The organism is Agrobacterium sp. CG160-95, assembly GCF_053521725.1.
On sequence record NZ_JBNWDU010000005.1, the window covers coordinates 151,261 to 169,234 of the forward strand.

Genomic DNA, 17,974 nt, shown 5'->3' on the forward strand with positions numbered 1-17,974 from the left:
CATTTGCTTATTTTTGTATCGATTGCCTTTCCGGCGTTTTGAAGGGATGATCGCTCCATGAAATCCCTATTGAATCTCTCTCTTATCGACCCTGCTGTGATGGCCCGCATCGATGCGGCCTCAGGCCAATCCGGCATTCCCCTATACGATCTTATGGAGCGGGCAGGGCAGGCGGTCGCTGCTTCGGCCCTTCGCTACTATCCGGACGCGCTGCGTTTCGTCGTGCTCTGCGGAGGCGGCAATAATGGCGGTGATGGTTACGTTGCGGCACGCTCGCTTGTGCAAAGCGGGGCGACAGTTGCGGTTCATCATCTTGGCCACGTCACGGCCATGAAAGGCGATGCCCGCACGGCTTTCGAGGGCAGCGGCGTCACAGCCCTGCCGCTTGGCGACTATGTGCCCATGGCTGGTGACGTGGTGATTGACGCAGTGTTCGGTGCCGGATTGTCCCGCGAGATTCCGTCGGAGCTCCGGCGCGTGATCGATGCGTTGACGCAGGCTGCCGTGCCAGTTCTCGCCGTCGATCTGCCGTCTGGTCTTTGCGGCAGGAGGGGCGTACCTCTGGGCGCATCGTTCAAGGCGGAGCGGACCGTAACCTTCATGGCGCGAAAACCCGGCCATCTGTTGATGCCGGGGCGAGAACTGTGCGGGACGCTTGAGGTGTTCGATATCGGTATCCCCTCCCGTATTCTCGCCGCTCATGCGGGATCGGTTGCGGAAAACGATCCACTTGTCTGGCGCGACGCCTTGCCCCGCTCAGAAATGGAAACGCATAAATTCCGCCGTGGGCATCTGACCGTCTTTTCCGGACCGCCACATGCGACGGGAGCAAGCCGCATGACGGCAATTGCGGCGCTGAAGGCGGGGGCGGGCATCGTCACCATCGCCGCGCCGAAGCAGGCGCTCGACGTGCTTTCGGTGACATTGACGGCGGTGATGAGCTCCGGTCTGGATGATGCGGACGATCTGCGCCACTGGCTGGACGACAAACGCCACGGCGCTTTCGTCCTCGGTCCCGGTTTCGGCGATCTCGAAAAGGCGCGGCAATTCGTGTCCCTGCTCGGGGAAAAGATGGTGGTGCTGGATGCCGATGCGATCACCGCTTTCAAGGACTGCCCGCAAACCCTGTTTGACCGGATGATTTCAGGCGCGGGGAAATTCGTATTGACGCCGCATGAGGGCGAGTTTGCCCGGCTGTTTCCCGATCTCGCCGCTGACACGTCACTGAGCAAGATCGAGAAGGCGCAGACCGCATCGGCGCGCAGCGGCGCAGTGCTGGTCTACAAGGGTGCGGATACGGTCATCGCCGCGCCGGACGGCCGCGCGCTGGTCAATACCAATGCGCCGTCGAGCCTTGCGACGGCGGGGTCAGGCGATGTGCTGGCTGGCATCATCGGCGCATTGCTTGCGCAGGGAACGCCTGCCTTTGAGGCCGCCGCTGCCGGTGTCTGGCTGCATGGCGAGGCGGGCAGCAGGGCGGGTGCAGGTATGACGGCAGAGGATCTCGCCGACGCGGTGCGGCCGTTTGCGTGACCTTGAGTTGGTGTCCACGCCGTCACCGGACTTGATCGCAGGAGATACCTTTCGCTGCGCAGACGCGTCGTGCCTGGATGCCGGACCTAGTCCGGCATGACGGGGGGAGGTTTTCATCACTGAGGCGAGGGCTTTTTCGCCCTAGAGGTTTAAAGCCGCGTCAGTGCGCGGCTTTGCCCTGGCTCGCGGTTGCCATCCGCGAAGCGCTGATCAGCAGCTTGCGTTCCGCCCGTTCCTGTTGCGGCGTGCGATTGTAGATTTCGCGATAACACTTGGAGAAATGCGAAGCGGAGACGAAACCGCAGGCAACGGCAACCTCGACCACCGGCATGGCCGATTGCACCAGCAGGTGGCGGGCGCGGTCCAGGCGGATTTCAAGATAGTAGCGGGCGGGTGAGCGGCCCATTTCCTGCCGGAAGAGACGCTCCACCTGTCGGCGCGACAGATCGGCCGCATCGGCGATGTCGAGCAGCGACAGCGGCTCGGACAGATTGCCTTCCATCAATTCGATGATCGACAGGACCTTGCTATTCTGAACGCCGAGGCGCGCACGCAGCGGCAGGCGCTGGCGGTCGTTGGGGCTGCGCACCCGGTCCGTCAATTGCTGCTCGCAGACGCGGTTGACAAGATTTTCGCCGAAATCCTGACCGATCAGGCTCAGCATCATATCGAGCGATGCGGTGCCGCCGGCGCAGGTATAGATGTTGCTGTCCACCTCGAAGAGATCGGCATAGACTTCCACCTGCGGGAAGGCTTCGGAAAAACCAGGCAGGTTCTCCCAGTGGATCGCGCAGCGTTTGCCGTTCAAGAGACCAGCCTGCGCGAGGATATGCGCGGCGGTACAGAGGCTGCCGATGGCGATGCCGCGATTATAGGCTTCACGCAGCCAGGCATTGACGGATTTGTTGATGTGCTGGTCGACATCGATGCCCGAACAGATGATCGCCATTTCAACGCGGTTTTCGCCGCTGACATATCGGCGCTCATCGGCAAGACAGGTGTCGACCTCAAGACAGATGCCGCTTGATGACATGACCTTCTGGCCGTCGAGCGAGGCAAGGCGCCATTCGTAAGCCTGATACCCCAGCATGCGATTGGCGATGCGAAGCGTTTCAACCGCTGCGGCGAACGGCAGCATGGTAAATTGCGGAATGAGAAAAAAGACGATTGAGCGTTTCTTCTGGGAGTTCCTGCTCATTTGCCCGTGCTCCGTTGCGAATACGCAATTCCTCCCTTGGAATCGGTCTTCTGGATGTCCTGTTTCCGACATCTTTAACGAAAAATACGCCGTGAAATCCGGGCTGTCAAAAAATAGCTTTTGAAATATGCAAAATTTGCGACAAGCCTTTTTAAAGGGCGTCGTGTCGCATGTAAAACAGGCAGGTCATTTTACGCCTATGCCGGCGCGTCTCGGGATTGACGGGGATGGCTCGCAAGTCCTGAGACGGCTGCGAGCCACGGGGTTGCGCATCATTTGCGGACGACCCTGATGCGGTTGCTGTCGGTTGTCGGCCATCCAATGTCCTTCAATGTTTCAGGCGGCAAACCTTCCAGCGCGCGGAGCATTCTTGCGCGCTTCCATGACGTATGGAGAGCGGAAATCTGTCCGGACAGGCGCTGGAGCCAGCTACCGGTCGAGGGGCGTTGCGACGAACGGCTCGCTGCGGGGTGATAATGTATCATGGCCATGTCTTGATCCTTTCGTGAACCACGATCCTGTTTACGACTTCGGTATGCGCTTACATATCTCATCAAACAAGAGAATGAATTTTATGTCATTCATCAGTTTTAGGAATGACTCGCGCTAGCCGCCTGCCGGAATTCCTGTCGTTCCGTGATGGGCCAGCGCTTCATTCCGACAAGGCGTTAGTTGCCCCGTCATTCGATGTCCCGGATGGTGCGCCTGTGTTGACATTCAATCAAACGAAATGATATCCATCTATAAATCAAAATATTTGAAGGTTCGTGCCATGACCGTAACTTTCCGCCAACCGCTGCCGCTGCTGGATAACGACATTCTGAGAACCTTCGTCGCGATTGCCGAGACCGGGAACTTCTCCACCGCTGCAGAGGTGGTGTTCAGAACGCCGTCCGCCGTTTCCATGCAGATAAAGAAGCTGGAGGAACAGCTGAAGACGACGTTGTTCCTGCGCGATGCCCGCTCGGTGACTTTGACGGCGCATGGCGAAACGCTTCTGACCTATGCGCGCCGCATGATCGCGCTGTCTAACGAGGCCGTGTCGCGTTTCGTCATGCCTGAACTGTCTGGCGTCGTCAGGCTCGGTGCGCCGGAAGATATTGGCGAGCGCGGTTTGCTCCCGGGTATCCTCAAGCGTTTTGCCGAGGTTTTCCCCGGCATCATGATCGATGTCACGATCGATTCCAGTTCCAATCTCTACAAGCGCATGGATGAACGGCGGCTGGATCTGGCACTGGTCAACTGTGCGTCGCATCCGCTGCGGGATACGGGCGAGGTGCTGATGCGCGAACGTCTCGTCTGGGCAGGGGCAAAATGCGGTACGGCCTATCTGCGCGATCCGCTGCCCATATCGATCTGGGAAGAGGGCTGCATCTGGCGTTCGGAAGCGATCAACTCGCTTGAAAAGCGGGGTCGCAATTTCCGCGTGGCCTATCTCAGCGGCCATACCATGGCGCAGCGCGCAGCAATTGCCGCCGATCTCGCCATCGCGCCCCTGCCGCGCTCCTATGTGCAGAACGACATGGTCATTCTGAGCGACAAGGAAGGCCTGCCGGAACTTGGTTATTTCGATATTCGCCTGATCACGGGCGAAAGACCCTCGCGCCCCATCCTTGCGGTCGCGGAAAGCATCCGCAACGCCTTTGTCGAGGTCGCCAAGGCGGCCTGAGGTAGATCTTTATAAGGAATGCGCGACGGCGAGCGTCCGTCGCGCCATAGGCAAAGGTGGGCCTAGATCGCTACCGTGCCCCGCTTTGCGGAAAAGTCCGCATCGCCGGTTTGCCAGCTTCCACGACCGGCCAGCCAGTCTGCCGAATTCTGTAGCCCACCAAATGGGAAAACGTGTATTTGCCGGATCGGCCCTGCCGGATTTGCCTGCCAGTGCCGTTCGATAGGGCCGACCACGCTTTCCGGTGAATGGCCCTTGGCCAGCGTCGTCAGGGAGAGCGCGTTCTTTTTCAGATAGGCGATGGAATTGCCGACGCCGCAGAGAGCTGCATATTTCAGCAGCGTCGTGATCCTGGCCGGACCGGAGACGCCGATATGCACCGGCAAGTCGATGCCGGAGGCGGCAAGTCCTTCCGCCCAGGCAATGAATCGCGCGGGGTCGAAGCCGAACTGGGTGACGATGCGCATTGCCGCATCGCTTCTTTCGGCAAAATCATACTTCAACTTCAAGGCGGCCGTCGCCGTCTCATCGCTGAAATCGGGGCTGCCTTCGGGATGGCCGGCGATTGCAATCTGATTGATCCCGCAGCGATCGAAGATGCCGGTCGACAGCATATCCATGCTGGATGTGAAGGGACCAGCCGGCGTGGCGACGCCACCGCCGACTACCAGCACATCCGACACACCCGCTTCGCCTGCCAGCCGCTTCACCTGCTCCTCGAATTCCACGCCAGACGATATGCGCCGTGCCGCGAGATGCGGCACTGGTGTGTAGCCGAGATCGCGAAGATGTTTTGCAGCGTCGACCAGCCTGTCCTGCGAGGCCTGTCCGGTGTCTGTCAGATAAACACGCACGCCCTGTGGAAAGAGACCGGCAAGACTTGCCGGGCCGAGCACCTGTGCGGGTGAGGCTTCAATGGAGGCGGCAATGGCGGGAGAGGTCGAGATATCGTGCAATTTGAATTTGGTCCTTTTCCTTATCATGCACCGCTTTTTTGCCCACGTCTTTGCCTGTTGCGGCAAGACAGCCCTGCATCTGCGACGAAGCTTGATTTCATGCGTTTGGCTGGCGGCAATGGCTGGTTGTTCTCACCAGACATGTTTGGTGAGGCCGTTCCACAGCCATGTCCAGATCGTCGGCGGAAACCGCAGCACCGATTTGCCAGGCAAGGGCGGTTGCGGCGCAAGGCTGCCGGAAAGGGCGTCCTCGATAGCGCTGACCGCAATATCGACCGAGGCGGCGGTCAGAAGCAGGGGGTAGGTGGCAATGGTATCGGAAGGCGAGGGCTTCAGCCGCTTTTCGTAAAGGGTTGCGCCGGTATCCACGCCCTTGTCGACCAGATGCACGGTTGCGCCGAAATTACCCCGGTCCTTTTCCACCAGCGCCCAATAACCGCCCATCTGGCCGCGATAGGCGGGATTGATGCCGGCGTGGAAATTGATGACCGGGCAGCGCAGGGCTTGAAGGGTTGCCGGTGTCAGAAGGCGGCAGGAAATGGTGAAGATCGCCGCCGGTTGCAAGGTGTTGATGGCCTTGTGGCACTCTTCGTCGTTCAGGGAGGCAACGTGTGTAACAGGAACTGCCTGGCCGAGATCGGCAGAGAGGCCATGTTCGGCAATGATCTCATTGGTGCGCCGAACAGTGAAGCGTTTGCCGAGCCGGGAGGCGATCATCGTCGCCATCTGGCCTGCGGCTGTCATCCAGCCGAGCCGCCGCGCCCGTCTTTTCAGAATGGCCGATTTGCTTTCCGCCTGCTCCACGATGACATGGATATCCGGAAACCGGGCGGCCAGCGCATTGATCATGACATTGGGGTTCAGCCCTCCCGCCGTCATCACCAGTAGCCGATTGTTTATCTCAGTCATGTCACCCACACGATTTTCCCGATCATGATCCCTGCGCCCGAGTTTCCCTCGCGAAGTTCAAAACCATGTTAATTTTCACCGACGGGATTTTTTCAAACGCCGGTGGAACCGATTTCCAATGCTCACGTTATTGTGACGCATATCACATCGGCGCTTGCCTTTGGACGGCAAGTCATAGGGGAGTTATTTCAAATGATCACACGTATTCTTTCGACAGTTTTCGTGGCTTTGTTGACCGTCGTGACCTTGAGTTCCTGCGGTAATACCATTCGCGGCGTTGGCCGGGATACGGCAAATGCAGTGGACGCCACGCAGGACGCAGGTCGTAGCGTAGACCGCGCCGCGCGTCGCTAAGTCTCTCCCCTCCAAGGTCTGGCGTCTCCCTGAATGAAGGGGACGCCTTTTCTTTGACCTGATTTCACCGTCACAGTTCATGTGTAAGAATCGCGCCGTACTAAGATGGGGCGCGAGGGCATGAGCGGGCGTTGATGAAAAGACTGGTGACGAAAAGACTGATTGGCTTGCTGCTGCCATTGCTTTTGCCGTTTTCGGCTAAGGCGGGCGGACAGGTGGATTTCTGCAAAACCATGGAGCATGCGGGCGGACGCTACATCGTCTGCAGTTTCGATCCGGCGAAAAGCATGATCCGGATTTACGACCGCGATCATGTTTCGGGTGAGGGATATCGCTCCTTCTCCGATCTCTCCTCCGCCCTGTGGCGGCAGCACATGTTCAGCGTCTTCGCCATGAATGGCGGCATGTATCATTCCGACTATTCTCCCGTTGGCCTCTTTGTCGAAAACGGCGTCGAACGTTCGCCGATTATTACCGGCGGCGGGTGGGGCAATTTCCATCTTCTGCCGAACGGCGTGTTTTATCTGAAGGGTGCAATGGCGGGCGTTCTGGAAACGCAGGCCTATGTCTCTGCCGGCTTGAAGCCGGATTTTGCCACCCAGTCCGGCCCGATGCTGGTGATCGATGGAAAGCTGCATCCGCGATTTCTGCCCGATAGCGACAGCCTGAAACGCCGCAACGGCGTCGGCGTGTCGCGCGACGGCATGGTGCATTTCGCGATTTCGGAAAACACCGTGCGTTTTTATGACTTCGCGACGTTGTTCAGGGATGTGCTGGATGCGCCAAACGCGCTGTATCTCGACGGGACGATTTCGAGTGTCGACATTCCCGCGATGAAAAGGCGCGATTCCCTGTTTGCCATGGGGCCGATTATCGCTGTCGTCGACAGGGTGCCTGACTAAGTCAGATCGGCGCCTTGGGGTAGGCTTTTTCGAGGCCTGCCGATGCCGTCAGTCCCTTGCGGAAGGCCAGATAGGCAGGATGCTGGCTGGCCTTGGCCGCTTCCGTGATGCGTATCTGCAGGCGGGCAGGGGCGTTACAGCCCAGCCATTCGCCTGATGTCTCCAGTTTCAGACTGTTGAGGAAGCGGGCGTTGGCCTGTTGATCGAGATAGAGATTGAGGCCGGCCAGCAGGTTTTCGTCCTGCAACACGTTTTCCATCAAAAGCAGCACCCACGCCTTGTCCTCGCTTGCAAGCGAGGCAAGTTTCGATGCGACCGTCTCGCGGTCCGGAAAAGATGATGCCTGCTGCATGTAATGACGAATCCCGTTGCCGTTTTCTGTCGATAAGGCACAGCCGAAAGGCTTTCAAGACACAACAGTCCGGACACTGAAATTCAACTCTGGAATGCCGATTGCCGCTGGCTTCAACAGGTGTTTGTGCGAAACCTTCATAAACCAGTTACACTTTGGTTCAAATTGAGGCGAACGGCAAAAAGGGGTAACCCGAAAGCGCCGATCTAAAGCCTTGTTTTTTCACACACCTATGCAACTGACGAATGGCAGCCCGTCAAAAACGCCTTCATTTAGCCGCTTTTTGCATTTGCGTTCTGCGCCGGATTTTAATAAATGCTTCCCCCAACGGGCCCGGTCTTGAAGATCGCCCGGAGAGTGAATAGCTGGAGTAATCATGGAAGAAACCGCTCAGAAATCCTGTTGGGCCGTCACCTTGCGCGCGCTTGCAGGCTTTGCCGCATTTCTCGCATTGACGTACATTTTTGGCAGCCCATAAGCACTTCTCATGAATGACGGGTTTTGAAACGGCGCGGTTTCCTCTGGAAACCGTGCTGTTTTCGTTTCTGCGGCCTGTATGTCGCAGCTGCAAAAGCCGGTGCCGCTCTTTTGTGGCGATCCGTCGCGGCTTTGGATATGATGGCGGTGGAATCCATTCTTATTCAAGGTAAGCCTCATGTTTCTTTCGGTCTTCGACGTCTTCAAGATCGGTATCGGTCCTTCCAGCTCGCATACGATGGGGCCGATGACGGCGGCGAACCGCTTTCTTGCGCTTATCCTCGGTGATGAATGGCCGCGTCCGGCGGGTGCTTCCGTGTCGCGCCTGAAGGTCAGCCTGCACGGTTCGCTTGCTTTTACCGGCATTGGCCACGGCACCGGCCGTGCGGTCATCCTCGGCCTGACGGGCGAGCGGCCGGATCTCGTCGACCCCGACGCCATGGACCCGATCATCGAAAAGGTTGAAAAGGCCGGTACCGTGTCGCCACCCGGCCACCCCTCCTATGAGTTCAACCCAGCCGAGGATCTGGTCTTCGACAAGAAGAACCCGCTGCCCGGCCATGCCAACGGCATGACCTTTTCCGCCTTCGACAATCAGGGCAGGCTGCTTCTCAAGCGCATCTATTATTCCGTCGGCGGCGGTTTCGTCGTGACCGATACGGAACTGGAGGCGATCAAGCAGCGCGGCAAGACCATCGATAATGGTCCGCGTGTGCCTTATCCGTTCGCCACGGCGCGGGAAATGCTTGAGATGGCGGGCCGCTCCGGCCGCACCATCGCCCAGATGAAGCGCGCAAACGAAGAAACGGTGATCTCCCGCGACGAGCTGAACGAGCGCCTCGACCAGATCTGGGAGGCGATGAACGGCTGCATCGAGCGCGGGCTGAAGGTGGACGGCATCATGCCCGGTGGCCTGAAGGTGCGCCGCCGTGCCCGCTCCATCTACGAGAAGCTGAATGAGGAATGGCGCAGCAACCGGCTCAATCCTGTCATGGCGAATGACTGGCTGAGCGTCTATGCCATGGCCGTGAACGAGGAAAATGCTGCGGGCGGGCGCGTGGTGACAGCGCCGACCAACGGTGCTGCGGGCGTCGTTCCGGCCACGGTCCGGTATTTCCGGCATTTCCACGAGGATGCGACCGTTGACGATGTTCGCGATTTCCTGCTGACGGCGGCCGCAATCGGCGGCATCATCAAGCATAATGCATCTATTTCAGGTGCCGAGGTCGGCTGTCAGGGCGAGGTTGGGTCCGCTGCCGCCATGGCGGCTGCAGGCCTTGCCGCCGTCATGGGCGGTTCGCCAGAACAGGTAGAGAATGCCGCCGAAATCGCGCTCGAGCATCACCTCGGCATGACCTGCGACCCGATCGCCGGTCTGGTGCAGGTGCCCTGCATCGAGCGCAATGCGCTGGGTGCGGTGAAGGCGGTAACGGCGGCTTCCCTGGCGTTGAAGGGTGACGGCCAGCATTTCGTGCCGCTCGATGCCTGTATCGAAACCATGCGCCAGACCGGCAACGACATGAGCGACAAGTACAAGGAAACTTCCACCGGCGGTCTTGCCGTCAACGTTGTGGAATGCTGAGCGGGCAGGGCGTCAGGCATTGTCCACATGCTTGACGCCCGACGCAAAAAGGCATTGATAAGCATATGCCTCTACATCTTATAAAACTTTGCGTCGGCGCGGATTCACTCCAGGATTTGAGAGACTGGGTCGCGCATCGCTCGCTGACCGCGATCGCAGCTGGCCTTGAGCCGCACAGCGTCCACACCACGCGGATGATCCCGAAACGGCTTGACGAATTGCTGGAAGGCGGTTCGCTCTATTGGGTCATCAAGGGCCAGGTGCAGGCACGGCAGAAACTTCTCGACATACGTTCCTTCAAGGGCGACGACGGCATTACCCGCTGCGATCTCATTCTCGGCCCCGAGGTGATCGAGACGTCGCCTGCGCCGAAGCGGCCGTTTCAGGGCTGGCGCTATCTCAAGGACAACGAGGCCCCACGCGATCTCGGCGGCGGTGATTTCGGCGGCGAGGAGATGCCCTCCGACCTCAAGCGGGAACTGGCCGAACTAGGCCTGCTCTGATCGTCAATGGATGTGATTGAAATGAAAAAGCCGGCTTCCTTGCGGAGCCGGCTTTTTCATTTGGGGAGACGGTATTTGCGTGGGTTTGGATGGCTTCAGTTGATGCCGCCAACCGCAGTGGTGGCGCGGCCATCCTGTATTTTCACCCAGCGTCCGGGATTGGCGGTGTCCTGACGCTTCAGGTAGGTATATTCGGTCTCCGACCAGTTCATGACCTTGTTGCGCATGTTGTCGAGGACGAAATCACCGCGATCGGTGCGAACGGTCAGAACTGCATGGCCTTCGCCATTCGGCTGCAGAACAACCGTGATCAGCAGGTTGTTGGCGGAGAAGCCCTTGTTCATTAGCATCTTGCGCTTCAGAAGCACAAAATCTTCGCAATCGCCGACCGTGGTGGGGTAGGCCCAGCGCTCTTCGACGCCGTAGATTTCCATGTCGGTCATCGGCGTGATCGTGGTGTTGGCGGTATAGTTGACGTCGAGCATCGTCTTCCAGCGCTCTTCGGTCAGTTTCATCGGGCCGTTATCCAGCGATGTCGGCTGGCATTCGCTCTGATAGGTCTGGCAGAACTCGTAGTGGCCGATCGGCGGGTTGGCCTTGCCGATCACGCGCATGGCGGCGGATGGCGAAGCGCTGGCCTGATGGGCGATGGCGCTGACGATGAATGCGATCAGAAAGAAACCGAAACGGTTGTTTTTGTTCATTGCTTGTCTCCCCGTGTTGAGGAGACACTCGCATGTATATTTTGACCCCGCGGAAAGATGCGCGTGTCAATTTGAGCTTATATTTCAGCAAATTAGCGGTTGTTTTGAACTGTATTCGAGTTAGTTTTTACGCGTGTTTGAAGCAAATTTTATTACAATTTTACGCATCTCGACCTTAGGTTTTTGGTAGCCATTTAGGCCGCTGTATTGAAAGCGATTTTCGGCACAGAGATATTTTTGCGATGCTGAGTAGTCAGGCCGCGGAGCGTATCGAAGACGCGGATTTCCCGTTTTGGGATTGGTGTTTCAAGTCGGGACAGAGCAAAAAGGCAGCGAAAAAAACTCCAAGAAAACTGTTTTTTTCTTGGAAAAAATGCCTGGAGCGGGATTTTCCAGTGCGGTTTTGCGCGAGAACTAACGCAAAATGGAGCGCGCCGGTCACTCTGACCGGATAGCACGGAAGTCAGCTTCAGCGGAATCCAAAGTGCGGGAAAGCAGTATTTTAGAGTGTCAGCGCAAATGCACGAGCGGCATTTTTGTAGACGAAAGCAGTCTGCTCCCATCATTCCGGCCTTGAGCCGGAATCGGATCGATGTGCGCCTGCGTGGCGGGAAAAGCTCTTTCGGCGCAGAGACTTGTGCTGGCTGTATTCCGGCTCACGGCCGGAGCGCCGGAAAGCGATAGCCGTGACAAGATCTGGCGAATGCCGCACTTGCCGCACGGACATATCGCTCCACGGTATTACGGGAAATGACCTAGAGAAATTCGATCAGGGCGTCGGGCGACTGGACCCGGTCGAATTCGACCGCAACGCCTTCCATGAAGTGGCGTACGATCTTGCCGCTCATGTTCTTGCCAAGCTGGACCCTGGTGCCGAGTGGAGGCCGGTTTTCGATCTCGATGGCTGCGCCCGACAAGGAAAGGTCGATCAGCCGGCAGGCGAGAAGCACGCCGTCTTCCAGCATCAGATGTGCCCGGGTATTGCGTGGTGTCAGGCGGTCGTGGCGGCGGTCTTCCGGCAGGCCGAGCAGCTGGCGCTTGGCGATCCATGCGAGCTGGGCGGCCAGCTTTTCCCGCTTGCGTTCGGGCGCATTGATGGCAATGACGAAGCCCGACGCGGTAAGCGCCGTAACCGTTCCTTCGATGCGGCCGATATGCTGGAGATAGGAGATGACGCGATCACCGTTGCGCGCAATGCCCGAGCAGGCGAACAGCGCTCTTTCGGCGGTCATCTCAGTTGCGGTGCAATCATATTCCTGGTGATCGGGCAACATGAGGCGGCCGGTGAAGGACACACGGACGGGATCGTCGAAGTGAACCTCTTCAACTGGACGCAGGGTTTGGGCAGTGTTGACCGAACGTGATGAGAACATGGCAGCGCAATTGTAACCAGTGATGATGACAAATCTCTACGCCGCCCGGGTTAACAGACTGTATTGTTTAACCCTTACAATTTTTGCAATCGTCAAAATCGTTACAGCTTTGACGTATTTCGTACGAAATTCCGGCGCGATCATACGCGATCCACCCTCACCATGCGGGGTGGGATGCGGCACTCAGCGGGTTACCGCATGCGGCATGACAGCGGTTCGCGCATTCGTCGAATACGTTGTCGGCGCGATATCCATGCGTAGCAGGCGGCTGCTTTTCATGACGAGGCAACTGATCGGTGCTGCGAATTCGTGACGGGGCCGCTCCGGCAGCAGCGCTCCGAGCAATCTCGGGGCTGTGTCATTATCCGAACTTAGCGGCAAGAGCAGCATTTCGAAAGCAAGCGGCGCCGCGCCATGGTCGTCCTCCGCTTCGATATCGAACACCACGGGCAATTGATGTTGCAGGATGCCGCGTGCGACACGGCAGGGGAACGTGGCACTTGCCGCCGGCCACAGATCCGAGAACGGGCTGTCGCGCAATTCCCGGCCGAACAGGTCGCACAGGTGCGTGCCTGCAAGGCGGAAGAATGGCGTCCTTTCTCCCTTGTCCACGAGGATGAAGAGGTCGCCGAGATGATGTTTCAGCTTTGCGGGATCGAAGTCTTCTCGGCGGGGCGCAGGTTTATTGCCGCGCAGCGTGTCCCAATAGGCATATATCTCCAGTCCGGCCATGCTCTTCATAGCATCGTTCTCCATGTTCGTTTTTGGGACATCATGTCCATCCGAACGTCTGTTACTTGTGGTGTAGCGAATTTCATGCCAACCGATTTTGTTAAGGTTAACAAATGGTTGAGATTGCGTAACGACCAATGTCGTGGCATCGCTGCGGCCATGTCGGGGACATGCTCCCAGTCAGCACAATTGATGCTTTCGCCCGTAATTTTACGGCGGGCGCGCAGGCCGGACTGCCCCTGGGTACAGGCGCTTGAACCGATTGCGGTTTTTGCGTCGTGGCTCGAAAGGCAGGACGGCTTTTTTTTCGCCCGGGCTTCCTATATTGCTCGGGAGACGCAAATTTCCACAAAAACAGGGATGGAATCATGTCCAACGGCGACGGCGAACAGCCGCCGGTTTCGGAAAGTCAGGAACTGAAAGAGGACGCACATAATCCCGTCTTCAACCTGCCGCCGCTTCTGGTCGGCATATTGGCGGCGCTGCTCTTGGCCTTCGTGGTTCCGGCCTATCTTCTTTCGGAGGATGGCAACGGCTGGTTCATCTTCACCTTCGGCTTCATTCCGCTGCGTTACGCGGTGCCATTATCCCAGCAGGGGCTGGAATGGCTCTGGACGCCGGTGACATATTCTTTTTTGCACGGCGGCATCGAGCATATTCTTTTTAACGGATTGTGGTTGATGGCCTTTGGCGCGCCGGTTCTGCGCCGGATCGGAACGCTTCGCTTCGTACTGTTATGGTGCACATCCGCCGCCGTTTCAGCTTTTGGCCACGCGGCGCTGAACTGGGGCGATGTGACGGTTCTGATCGGAGCATCTGGTGTCGTTTCGGCCCTGATGGGCGCCGCATGCCGTTTCGCTTTCCCGTCACGCGGCGGCTACAGCGCCTCTTTCGGCCATCTGATGCCGAGGCAGAGCATTGTCGCGGCGCTTTCGAACAGGACCGTGCTGATCTTCACGCTGATGTGGCTTTTCGGCAATGTCCTGATCGCGGTCGGCGTGCCGCTGTTTGGCGATGTCGGCGGTGAAGTAGCCTGGGATGCGCATGTCTTCGGCTTTCTGCTCGGCTTCCTGTTCTTCGGCCTGTTCGATCGCCCGATCCGCGGGAACCTTCCCAGTGAGGGTGTGGAACACCCGCTTTAGGGCGATCACGCTCCTTGTCGGCCGTGGCGCAAATTTGCTTGTGCAGGTCCCATCCGGGATTGCATTCGCATAGGCCTCAGCGCACCATGTTCCATGATTTGCAACCGCGGAGAGACTTCGCCGCGTTGCAGATTGCTGACAGGAGGAGGAAGGCATGGCAACATTCGTAAAAGATCTTCTCGACCGCAAGGGCCGGAATGTCGTGACTGTGGGTCCGAGCGTAAGCATCGGCGAGGCGGCAGCAACGCTGAATGCGCACAAGATCGGTGCACTCGTCGTGACCGATGCCGACGGCGTCGTTCTCGGTATTTTCACGGAACGCGATCTGGTGAAGGTCGTGGCAGGCGAGGGCGCTGCCTCCCTTCTGCAATCCGTTTCGGTGGCCATGACGAAGAACGTCATCCGCTGTCATCACAATTCCACCACCGACGAATTGATGGAAATCATGACCGGAGGGCGGTTCCGCCATATTCCGGTTGAGGACGACGGTCGTCTTGCCGGCATCATCTCCATCGGTGACGTGGTAAAGGCGCGGATCGGCGAGATCGAGGCGGAAGCCGAACATATCAAGGCCTATATCGCCGGATGAGGTTTCGTTTCCGGCGCGTCCGCAATAGTCATTTCGAAACGACTCCGTCATTCCTGTGACACGCGCAGGAATGACGGCCTAGGAGGCTGCGGCTACCGCAAGCTGGAATGCTCAGCACGAATATTTGTAGTGTAAGTTAGCGTCGGAACGCCTGCTGCATGCGCTCCAGCTCGGGAACGCGGGCGCGTGTTTCCTCGTATCCCCTGTCGATGGCTTCGCTGGCGCGATGGAATTCCGAGAGGCCGATATCGTTGATACGGGGATGCAGCATGAGGTCGGGCGGGTCGCCCGCCAGGCGCGAGCGCGAAATCCGGTCCTGAATGATATTGAAGGCCTGCACCATGACGCCAGGCAGGCCGGGGCGCGGCGGACCTTCCAGGGAAGGTGCTGCGCCATTCGGGGGCGAAGAGGAATGTTTGACCACGGCAGAGCGGCCGAACAGATCGTAATTGAGATTGACGGCGACGACGAGCGCCTGCTCATAGGCCCTGCAGACCGAAACCGGCACGGGGTTGACGAGAGCGCCGTCGATCAGGGTGCGGCCGTTGCATTGCACGGGCTCGAAAATGCCCGGCAACGCATAGGATGAGCGCAGTGCGGTGACGAGGTCGCCCTGGTGAATCCAGACCTCGTGGCCGGTGCGCAATTCCGTGGCGACGGCGATGAAAGGGTGCTCGAGGTTTTCGACGCGCAAGCCTTCGAGATGCTCCTGCATGCGCTTAGTCAGCCGCATGCCGCCGAAGAGACCGCCGCCGCCGATCGTCAGATCGAGCAGGCCGGCAATACGCCGCATTGTCAGCGAACGGGCAAATTCCTCCAGCTCATCGAGCTTTCCGGCGAGATAACAACCGCCGACCAGCGCGCCTATCGAGGTTCCGGCAATCATGCCGATTTTTACACCGGCTTCGTCTAGTGCCCTCAGGACGCCGATATGGGCCCAGCCGCGCGCAGCACCGCCGCCGAGCGCAAGCGCAATCCGGCGCGTATCAACGACCTCGTTGACGATTGTTTCGGTGCTGCCAGCCGCAAGAGCATTGTGACGATTGCTTCCCCAGCCCAACATGACCGTACACTCCCTGCCTGCTCCCAGGACCCGGTCTGTTCCTCCCCGAATCCTGAATTATTGGTAGCAAATTGGTGCGGCGGATGGAAGGTGGCCGTTCACGTGCCAGAATAGGTAGTCGCCGGGTCGAAATGGCGGGTATCGTCGGTGATTCTGGTGACGGCATTGCCATCGGCCAACTCGACCGTGCGGTAGAAGCAGGAGCGGCGGCCGGTATGGCAGGTTGCGTCATGACCTGCGACGGAGACCTTCAGCCATACGGCGTCCTGATCGCAATCGGTGCGGAATTCCTTCACGGTTTGCAGGTTGCCGGAGGTTTCGCCCTTTTTCCAGATCTTGTCGCGCGAGCGGCTGTAATAGTGGGCGATGCCCGTTTCCAGCGTCAGCGACAGGGCTTGCGCATTCATATGGGCGACCATCAGCAATTCACCATCACGCGCATCGGTGACCACGGCGGTGACAAGGCCGTGGGCATCGAATTTCGGTGAGAAGAGACCTGAATTTTCAAGCACTTCCTTGTCCGCAGGCGCGGACGGAAACGAAATGGACATTGCTACCCCGGGGAAAAAGCGGAACCGTTAGCGGTTCCGCACCATGGTCATGAAGCGCACCTGCTCTGCCGGGTCGTTCTTGAAGGTGCCGGTGAAGCTGGTGGTGAGGGTCGTGGACCCCTGCTTGTTTACGCCGCGCATGGACATGCACATATGTTCGGCGTCGATCATGACGGCCACGCCGCGCGGCTTCAGAGTTTCCTCGATGGATCTTGCGATCTGCGCGGTCATGTTTTCCTGCGTCTGCAGGCGGCGGCCAAAGATTTCGACGACGCGGGCGATCTTCGACAGGCCGAGCACGCGCCCGGCCGGAAGATAGGCGACATGCGCTTTGCCGACGATCGGAACCATGTGGTGTTCGCAATGGGAGAAGAAGGGGATGTCGCGCACCAGCACCACATCGTCATAACCGCCAACTTCCTCGAAGGTCGTGCCGAGAACGTCCTGGACGTTCAGCTCGTAACCGGCGAAAAGTTCGCGATAGGCCTTGGCAACGCGCTTCGGCGTGTCCAGGAGTCCTTCGCGGGCGGGATTTTCTCCTGCCCAGCGCAGAAGAACGCGCACTGCTTCTTCCGCTTCCGTCTGGCTTGGGCGAGCCTCTGCCACATCGGGTTTTGCGCCAGCGCCGGGGAAATTCTTCACGATCGCATCCATTCCGTCTCTCCCGATGCGGGTCAAGGCCGCACCTGAACTTTGTTTTTCGTAGCGGGGACTTCGTCCACCGTTGCTGCTATCTGGTTGTTTTACAGCATTTTGGCAAGGCCGATGCTGATATTTCGGTATCGGAGCCGTTAATTTCATATCGGCTTGATGTCCAGAAAGCTCGTTAGCATATAATGGGAATGAAGGGCAGGAAAGCTCCACTGCGACAAACGCTGTGTTTGAAAAATATATCCTGTCCCGTTTTTGGGCATTCTTGAACGCCGGATACCTGATGATGGACGATATCTACAACAACCGAATTCTGGAATTTGCCGGAAATATTCCGCTGACCGGCGTGCTTGATGATGCCGATGCCAGCGCTGAAAAACACTCGCGGCTGTGCGGCTCCAAACTCAAGGTCTATCTGAAGGTGGAAGGCGGCATCGTCACGGCTTTTTCACATGAGGTTCGCGCGTGCGCGCTCGGCCAGGCATCCGCCTCGATCATGGCGCATCATGTCGTCGGCGCTTCCAGCGGTGAGATCCGGCAGGCGCGGGAAGACATGCTTGCCATGCTGAAACAGGGCGGCGAGGGGCCGACAGGCCGTTTCGAGGATATGCGGGTGCTTTCACCCGTCCGGGATTTCAAGGCACGCCACGCCTCGACCATGCTGACCTTCGAAGCGGTCGTCGATGCTCTCGACCAGATCGAAGCCCGGCCGGTTCTGAACGCTGCGGGTTAGG

General features: G+C 58.5%; 21 protein-coding genes. 9 read left to right on the forward strand and 12 right to left on the reverse strand.

The window, feature by feature from the left end; translation table 11 throughout:
• Window positions 1-57 precede the first annotated feature (57 nt).
• A complete protein-coding gene (locus tag ACQZ63_RS18035) occupies window positions 58-1,533 on the forward strand; it encodes an NAD(P)H-hydrate dehydratase (RefSeq protein ID WP_113555757.1) in 1,476 nt (491 codons plus the stop codon).
• A gap of 160 nt (window positions 1,534-1,693) precedes the next feature.
• Here ACQZ63_RS18035 and ACQZ63_RS18040 read toward each other — a convergent pair whose 3' ends face one another.
• Window positions 1,694-2,731 (reverse strand): GlxA family transcriptional regulator, encoded by a 1,038-nt coding sequence (locus tag ACQZ63_RS18040; RefSeq protein ID WP_003515714.1) that lies wholly within the window; start codon window positions 2,729-2,731, stop codon window positions 1,694-1,696.
• A gap of 272 nt (window positions 2,732-3,003) precedes the next feature.
• Window positions 3,004-3,222, reverse strand: coding sequence for a DUF1127 domain-containing protein (locus ACQZ63_RS18045; RefSeq protein WP_025593690.1), 219 nt, complete (start codon window positions 3,220-3,222; stop codon window positions 3,004-3,006).
• 239 nt (window positions 3,223-3,461) lie between these two features.
• On the opposite strand from ACQZ63_RS18045, the gene ACQZ63_RS18050 reads away from it, so the two are divergent.
• Window positions 3,462-4,400: a LysR family transcriptional regulator gene (locus ACQZ63_RS18050; RefSeq protein WP_003515711.1), complete on the forward strand. Its 939-nt coding sequence runs from the start codon at window positions 3,462-3,464 to the stop codon at window positions 4,398-4,400.
• A gap of 62 nt (window positions 4,401-4,462) precedes the next feature.
• Here the strand turns inward: ACQZ63_RS18050 and ACQZ63_RS18055 are convergent, their stop codons facing one another.
• Both ACQZ63_RS18055 and ACQZ63_RS18060 read right to left on the reverse strand, forming a co-directional pair.
• Window positions 4,463-5,383 (reverse strand): methylenetetrahydrofolate reductase, encoded by a 921-nt coding sequence (locus tag ACQZ63_RS18055; RefSeq protein WP_113555758.1) that lies wholly within the window; start codon window positions 5,381-5,383, stop codon window positions 4,463-4,465.
• A gap of 105 nt (window positions 5,384-5,488) precedes the next feature.
• Entirely contained in the window at window positions 5,489-6,265 is a 777-nt protein-coding gene (locus ACQZ63_RS18060) for a formyl transferase (protein ID WP_113555759.1), read from the reverse strand.
• 192 nt (window positions 6,266-6,457) lie between these two features.
• On the opposite strand from ACQZ63_RS18060, the gene ACQZ63_RS18065 reads away from it, so the two are divergent.
• Both ACQZ63_RS18065 and ACQZ63_RS18070 read left to right on the forward strand, forming a co-directional pair.
• On the forward strand, window positions 6,458-6,619 hold the full coding sequence (locus ACQZ63_RS18065) for an entericidin domain-containing protein (protein WP_003515706.1): 162 nt from the start codon (window positions 6,458-6,460) through the stop codon (window positions 6,617-6,619).
• Between the two features lie 134 nt (window positions 6,620-6,753).
• A complete protein-coding gene (locus ACQZ63_RS18070) occupies window positions 6,754-7,521 on the forward strand; it encodes a phosphodiester glycosidase family protein (RefSeq protein ID WP_113555760.1) in 768 nt (255 codons plus the stop codon).
• Between the two features lies 1 nt (window position 7,522).
• Here ACQZ63_RS18070 and ACQZ63_RS18075 read toward each other — a convergent pair whose 3' ends face one another.
• Together ACQZ63_RS18075 and ACQZ63_RS18080 are read right to left on the reverse strand one after the other, a co-directional pair.
• Window positions 7,523-7,873, reverse strand: a complete 351-nt coding sequence (locus ACQZ63_RS18075; protein WP_003515702.1) for a hypothetical protein — start codon at window positions 7,871-7,873, stop codon at window positions 7,523-7,525.
• Between the two features lie 390 nt (window positions 7,874-8,263).
• Complete coding sequence (locus tag ACQZ63_RS18080; RefSeq protein WP_019566127.1) at window positions 8,264-8,530, reverse strand: hypothetical protein; 267 nt, start codon at window positions 8,528-8,530, stop codon at window positions 8,264-8,266.
• On the opposite strand from ACQZ63_RS18080, the gene ACQZ63_RS18085 reads away from it, so the two are divergent.
• Both ACQZ63_RS18085 and ACQZ63_RS18090 read left to right on the forward strand, forming a co-directional pair.
• Window positions 8,529-9,932, forward strand: a complete 1,404-nt coding sequence (locus ACQZ63_RS18085) for an L-serine ammonia-lyase (RefSeq protein ID WP_013636313.1) — start codon at window positions 8,529-8,531, stop codon at window positions 9,930-9,932. The genes ACQZ63_RS18080 and ACQZ63_RS18085 overlap by 2 nt on opposite strands.
• Window positions 9,933-9,997: 65 nt before the next feature.
• Window positions 9,998-10,435 (forward strand): DUF1489 family protein, encoded by a 438-nt coding sequence (locus ACQZ63_RS18090; RefSeq protein WP_013636312.1) that lies wholly within the window; start codon window positions 9,998-10,000, stop codon window positions 10,433-10,435.
• A 95-nt stretch (window positions 10,436-10,530) separates the two neighbouring features.
• On the opposite strand, the gene ACQZ63_RS18095 is transcribed toward ACQZ63_RS18090, so the two are convergent.
• The 3 genes from ACQZ63_RS18095 to ACQZ63_RS18105 form a co-directional block, all read right to left on the reverse strand.
• Window positions 10,531-11,139: a transglutaminase-like cysteine peptidase gene (locus ACQZ63_RS18095; protein ID WP_019566128.1), complete on the reverse strand. Its 609-nt coding sequence runs from the start codon at window positions 11,137-11,139 to the stop codon at window positions 10,531-10,533.
• Between the two features lie 755 nt (window positions 11,140-11,894).
• Window positions 11,895-12,512 carry a PilZ domain-containing protein gene (locus tag ACQZ63_RS18100; RefSeq protein ID WP_003515693.1) on the reverse strand — a complete coding sequence of 206 codons (618 nt, stop codon included), beginning with the start codon at window positions 12,510-12,512 and terminating at the stop codon, window positions 11,895-11,897.
• Window positions 12,513-12,695: 183 nt separating this feature from the next.
• Entirely contained in the window at window positions 12,696-13,253 is a 558-nt protein-coding gene (locus ACQZ63_RS18105) for a PAS domain-containing protein (RefSeq protein ID WP_025593679.1), read from the reverse strand.
• 359 nt (window positions 13,254-13,612) lie between these two features.
• Between ACQZ63_RS18105 and ACQZ63_RS18110 the strand changes: the two genes are divergently transcribed.
• Both ACQZ63_RS18110 and ACQZ63_RS18115 read left to right on the forward strand, forming a co-directional pair.
• Window positions 13,613-14,386 (forward strand): rhomboid family intramembrane serine protease, encoded by a 774-nt coding sequence (locus ACQZ63_RS18110; protein WP_113555761.1) that lies wholly within the window; start codon window positions 13,613-13,615, stop codon window positions 14,384-14,386.
• A 154-nt stretch (window positions 14,387-14,540) separates the two neighbouring features.
• Window positions 14,541-14,975, forward strand: coding sequence for a CBS domain-containing protein (locus ACQZ63_RS18115; protein WP_003515681.1), 435 nt, complete (start codon window positions 14,541-14,543; stop codon window positions 14,973-14,975).
• 136 nt (window positions 14,976-15,111) lie between these two features.
• Here the strand turns inward: ACQZ63_RS18115 and ACQZ63_RS18120 are convergent, their stop codons facing one another.
• The 3 genes from ACQZ63_RS18120 to folE all read right to left on the reverse strand — a co-directional run bounded on the left by ACQZ63_RS18120 (window position 15,112) and on the right by folE (window position 17,243).
• On the reverse strand, window positions 15,112-16,038 hold the full coding sequence (locus tag ACQZ63_RS18120) for a patatin-like phospholipase family protein (protein WP_111782456.1): 927 nt from the start codon (window positions 16,036-16,038) through the stop codon (window positions 15,112-15,114).
• A gap of 98 nt (window positions 16,039-16,136) precedes the next feature.
• Window positions 16,137-16,589, reverse strand: a complete 453-nt coding sequence (gene hisI, locus ACQZ63_RS18125) for a phosphoribosyl-AMP cyclohydrolase (protein ID WP_013636306.1) — start codon at window positions 16,587-16,589, stop codon at window positions 16,137-16,139.
• Between the two features lie 27 nt (window positions 16,590-16,616).
• Window positions 16,617-17,243 carry a GTP cyclohydrolase I FolE gene (gene folE, locus ACQZ63_RS18130; RefSeq protein ID WP_003515674.1) on the reverse strand — a complete coding sequence of 209 codons (627 nt, stop codon included), beginning with the start codon at window positions 17,241-17,243 and terminating at the stop codon, window positions 16,617-16,619.
• 283 nt (window positions 17,244-17,526) lie between these two features.
• Here folE and ACQZ63_RS18135 point away from each other — a divergent pair, with 283 nt between their 5' ends.
• A complete protein-coding gene (locus ACQZ63_RS18135; RefSeq protein WP_025593674.1) occupies window positions 17,527-17,973 on the forward strand; it encodes an iron-sulfur cluster assembly scaffold protein in 447 nt (148 codons plus the stop codon).
• The last annotated feature ends 1 nt before the right edge of the window (window position 17,974 follow it).

Coding starts and splice junctions, on each gene's coding strand:
- ACQZ63_RS18035 (WP_113555757.1), top strand. CDS start 58: ATGAAATCCCTATTGAATCTCTCTCTTATCGACCCTGCTGTGATGGCC.
- ACQZ63_RS18040 (WP_003515714.1), bottom strand. CDS start 2,731: ATGAGCAGGAACTCCCAGAAGAAACGCTCAATCGTCTTTTTTCTCATT.
- ACQZ63_RS18045 (WP_025593690.1), bottom strand. CDS start 3,222: ATGGCCATGATACATTATCACCCCGCAGCGAGCCGTTCGTCGCAACGC.
- ACQZ63_RS18050 (WP_003515711.1), top strand. CDS start 3,462: ATGATATCCATCTATAAATCAAAATATTTGAAGGTTCGTGCCATGACC.
- ACQZ63_RS18055 (WP_113555758.1), bottom strand. CDS start 5,383: ATGATAAGGAAAAGGACCAAATTCAAATTGCACGATATCTCGACCTCT.
- ACQZ63_RS18060 (WP_113555759.1), bottom strand. CDS start 6,265: ATGACTGAGATAAACAATCGGCTACTGGTGATGACGGCGGGAGGGCTG.
- ACQZ63_RS18065 (WP_003515706.1), top strand. CDS start 6,458: ATGATCACACGTATTCTTTCGACAGTTTTCGTGGCTTTGTTGACCGTC.
- ACQZ63_RS18070 (WP_113555760.1), top strand. CDS start 6,754: ATGAAAAGACTGGTGACGAAAAGACTGATTGGCTTGCTGCTGCCATTG.
- ACQZ63_RS18075 (WP_003515702.1), bottom strand. CDS start 7,873: ATGCAGCAGGCATCATCTTTTCCGGACCGCGAGACGGTCGCATCGAAA.
- ACQZ63_RS18085 (WP_013636313.1), top strand. CDS start 8,529: ATGTTTCTTTCGGTCTTCGACGTCTTCAAGATCGGTATCGGTCCTTCC.
- ACQZ63_RS18080 (WP_019566127.1), bottom strand. CDS start 8,530: ATGAGGCTTACCTTGAATAAGAATGGATTCCACCGCCATCATATCCAA.
- ACQZ63_RS18090 (WP_013636312.1), top strand. CDS start 9,998: ATGCCTCTACATCTTATAAAACTTTGCGTCGGCGCGGATTCACTCCAG.
- ACQZ63_RS18095 (WP_019566128.1), bottom strand. CDS start 11,139: ATGAACAAAAACAACCGTTTCGGTTTCTTTCTGATCGCATTCATCGTC.
- ACQZ63_RS18100 (WP_003515693.1), bottom strand. CDS start 12,512: ATGTTCTCATCACGTTCGGTCAACACTGCCCAAACCCTGCGTCCAGTT.
- ACQZ63_RS18105 (WP_025593679.1), bottom strand. CDS start 13,253: ATGAAGAGCATGGCCGGACTGGAGATATATGCCTATTGGGACACGCTG.
- ACQZ63_RS18110 (WP_113555761.1), top strand. CDS start 13,613: ATGTCCAACGGCGACGGCGAACAGCCGCCGGTTTCGGAAAGTCAGGAA.
- ACQZ63_RS18115 (WP_003515681.1), top strand. CDS start 14,541: ATGGCAACATTCGTAAAAGATCTTCTCGACCGCAAGGGCCGGAATGTC.
- ACQZ63_RS18120 (WP_111782456.1), bottom strand. CDS start 16,038: ATGTTGGGCTGGGGAAGCAATCGTCACAATGCTCTTGCGGCTGGCAGC.
- hisI (WP_013636306.1), bottom strand. CDS start 16,589: ATGTCCATTTCGTTTCCGTCCGCGCCTGCGGACAAGGAAGTGCTTGAA.
- folE (WP_003515674.1), bottom strand. CDS start 17,243: ATGGATGCGATCGTGAAGAATTTCCCCGGCGCTGGCGCAAAACCCGAT.
- ACQZ63_RS18135 (WP_025593674.1), top strand. CDS start 17,527: ATGGACGATATCTACAACAACCGAATTCTGGAATTTGCCGGAAATATT.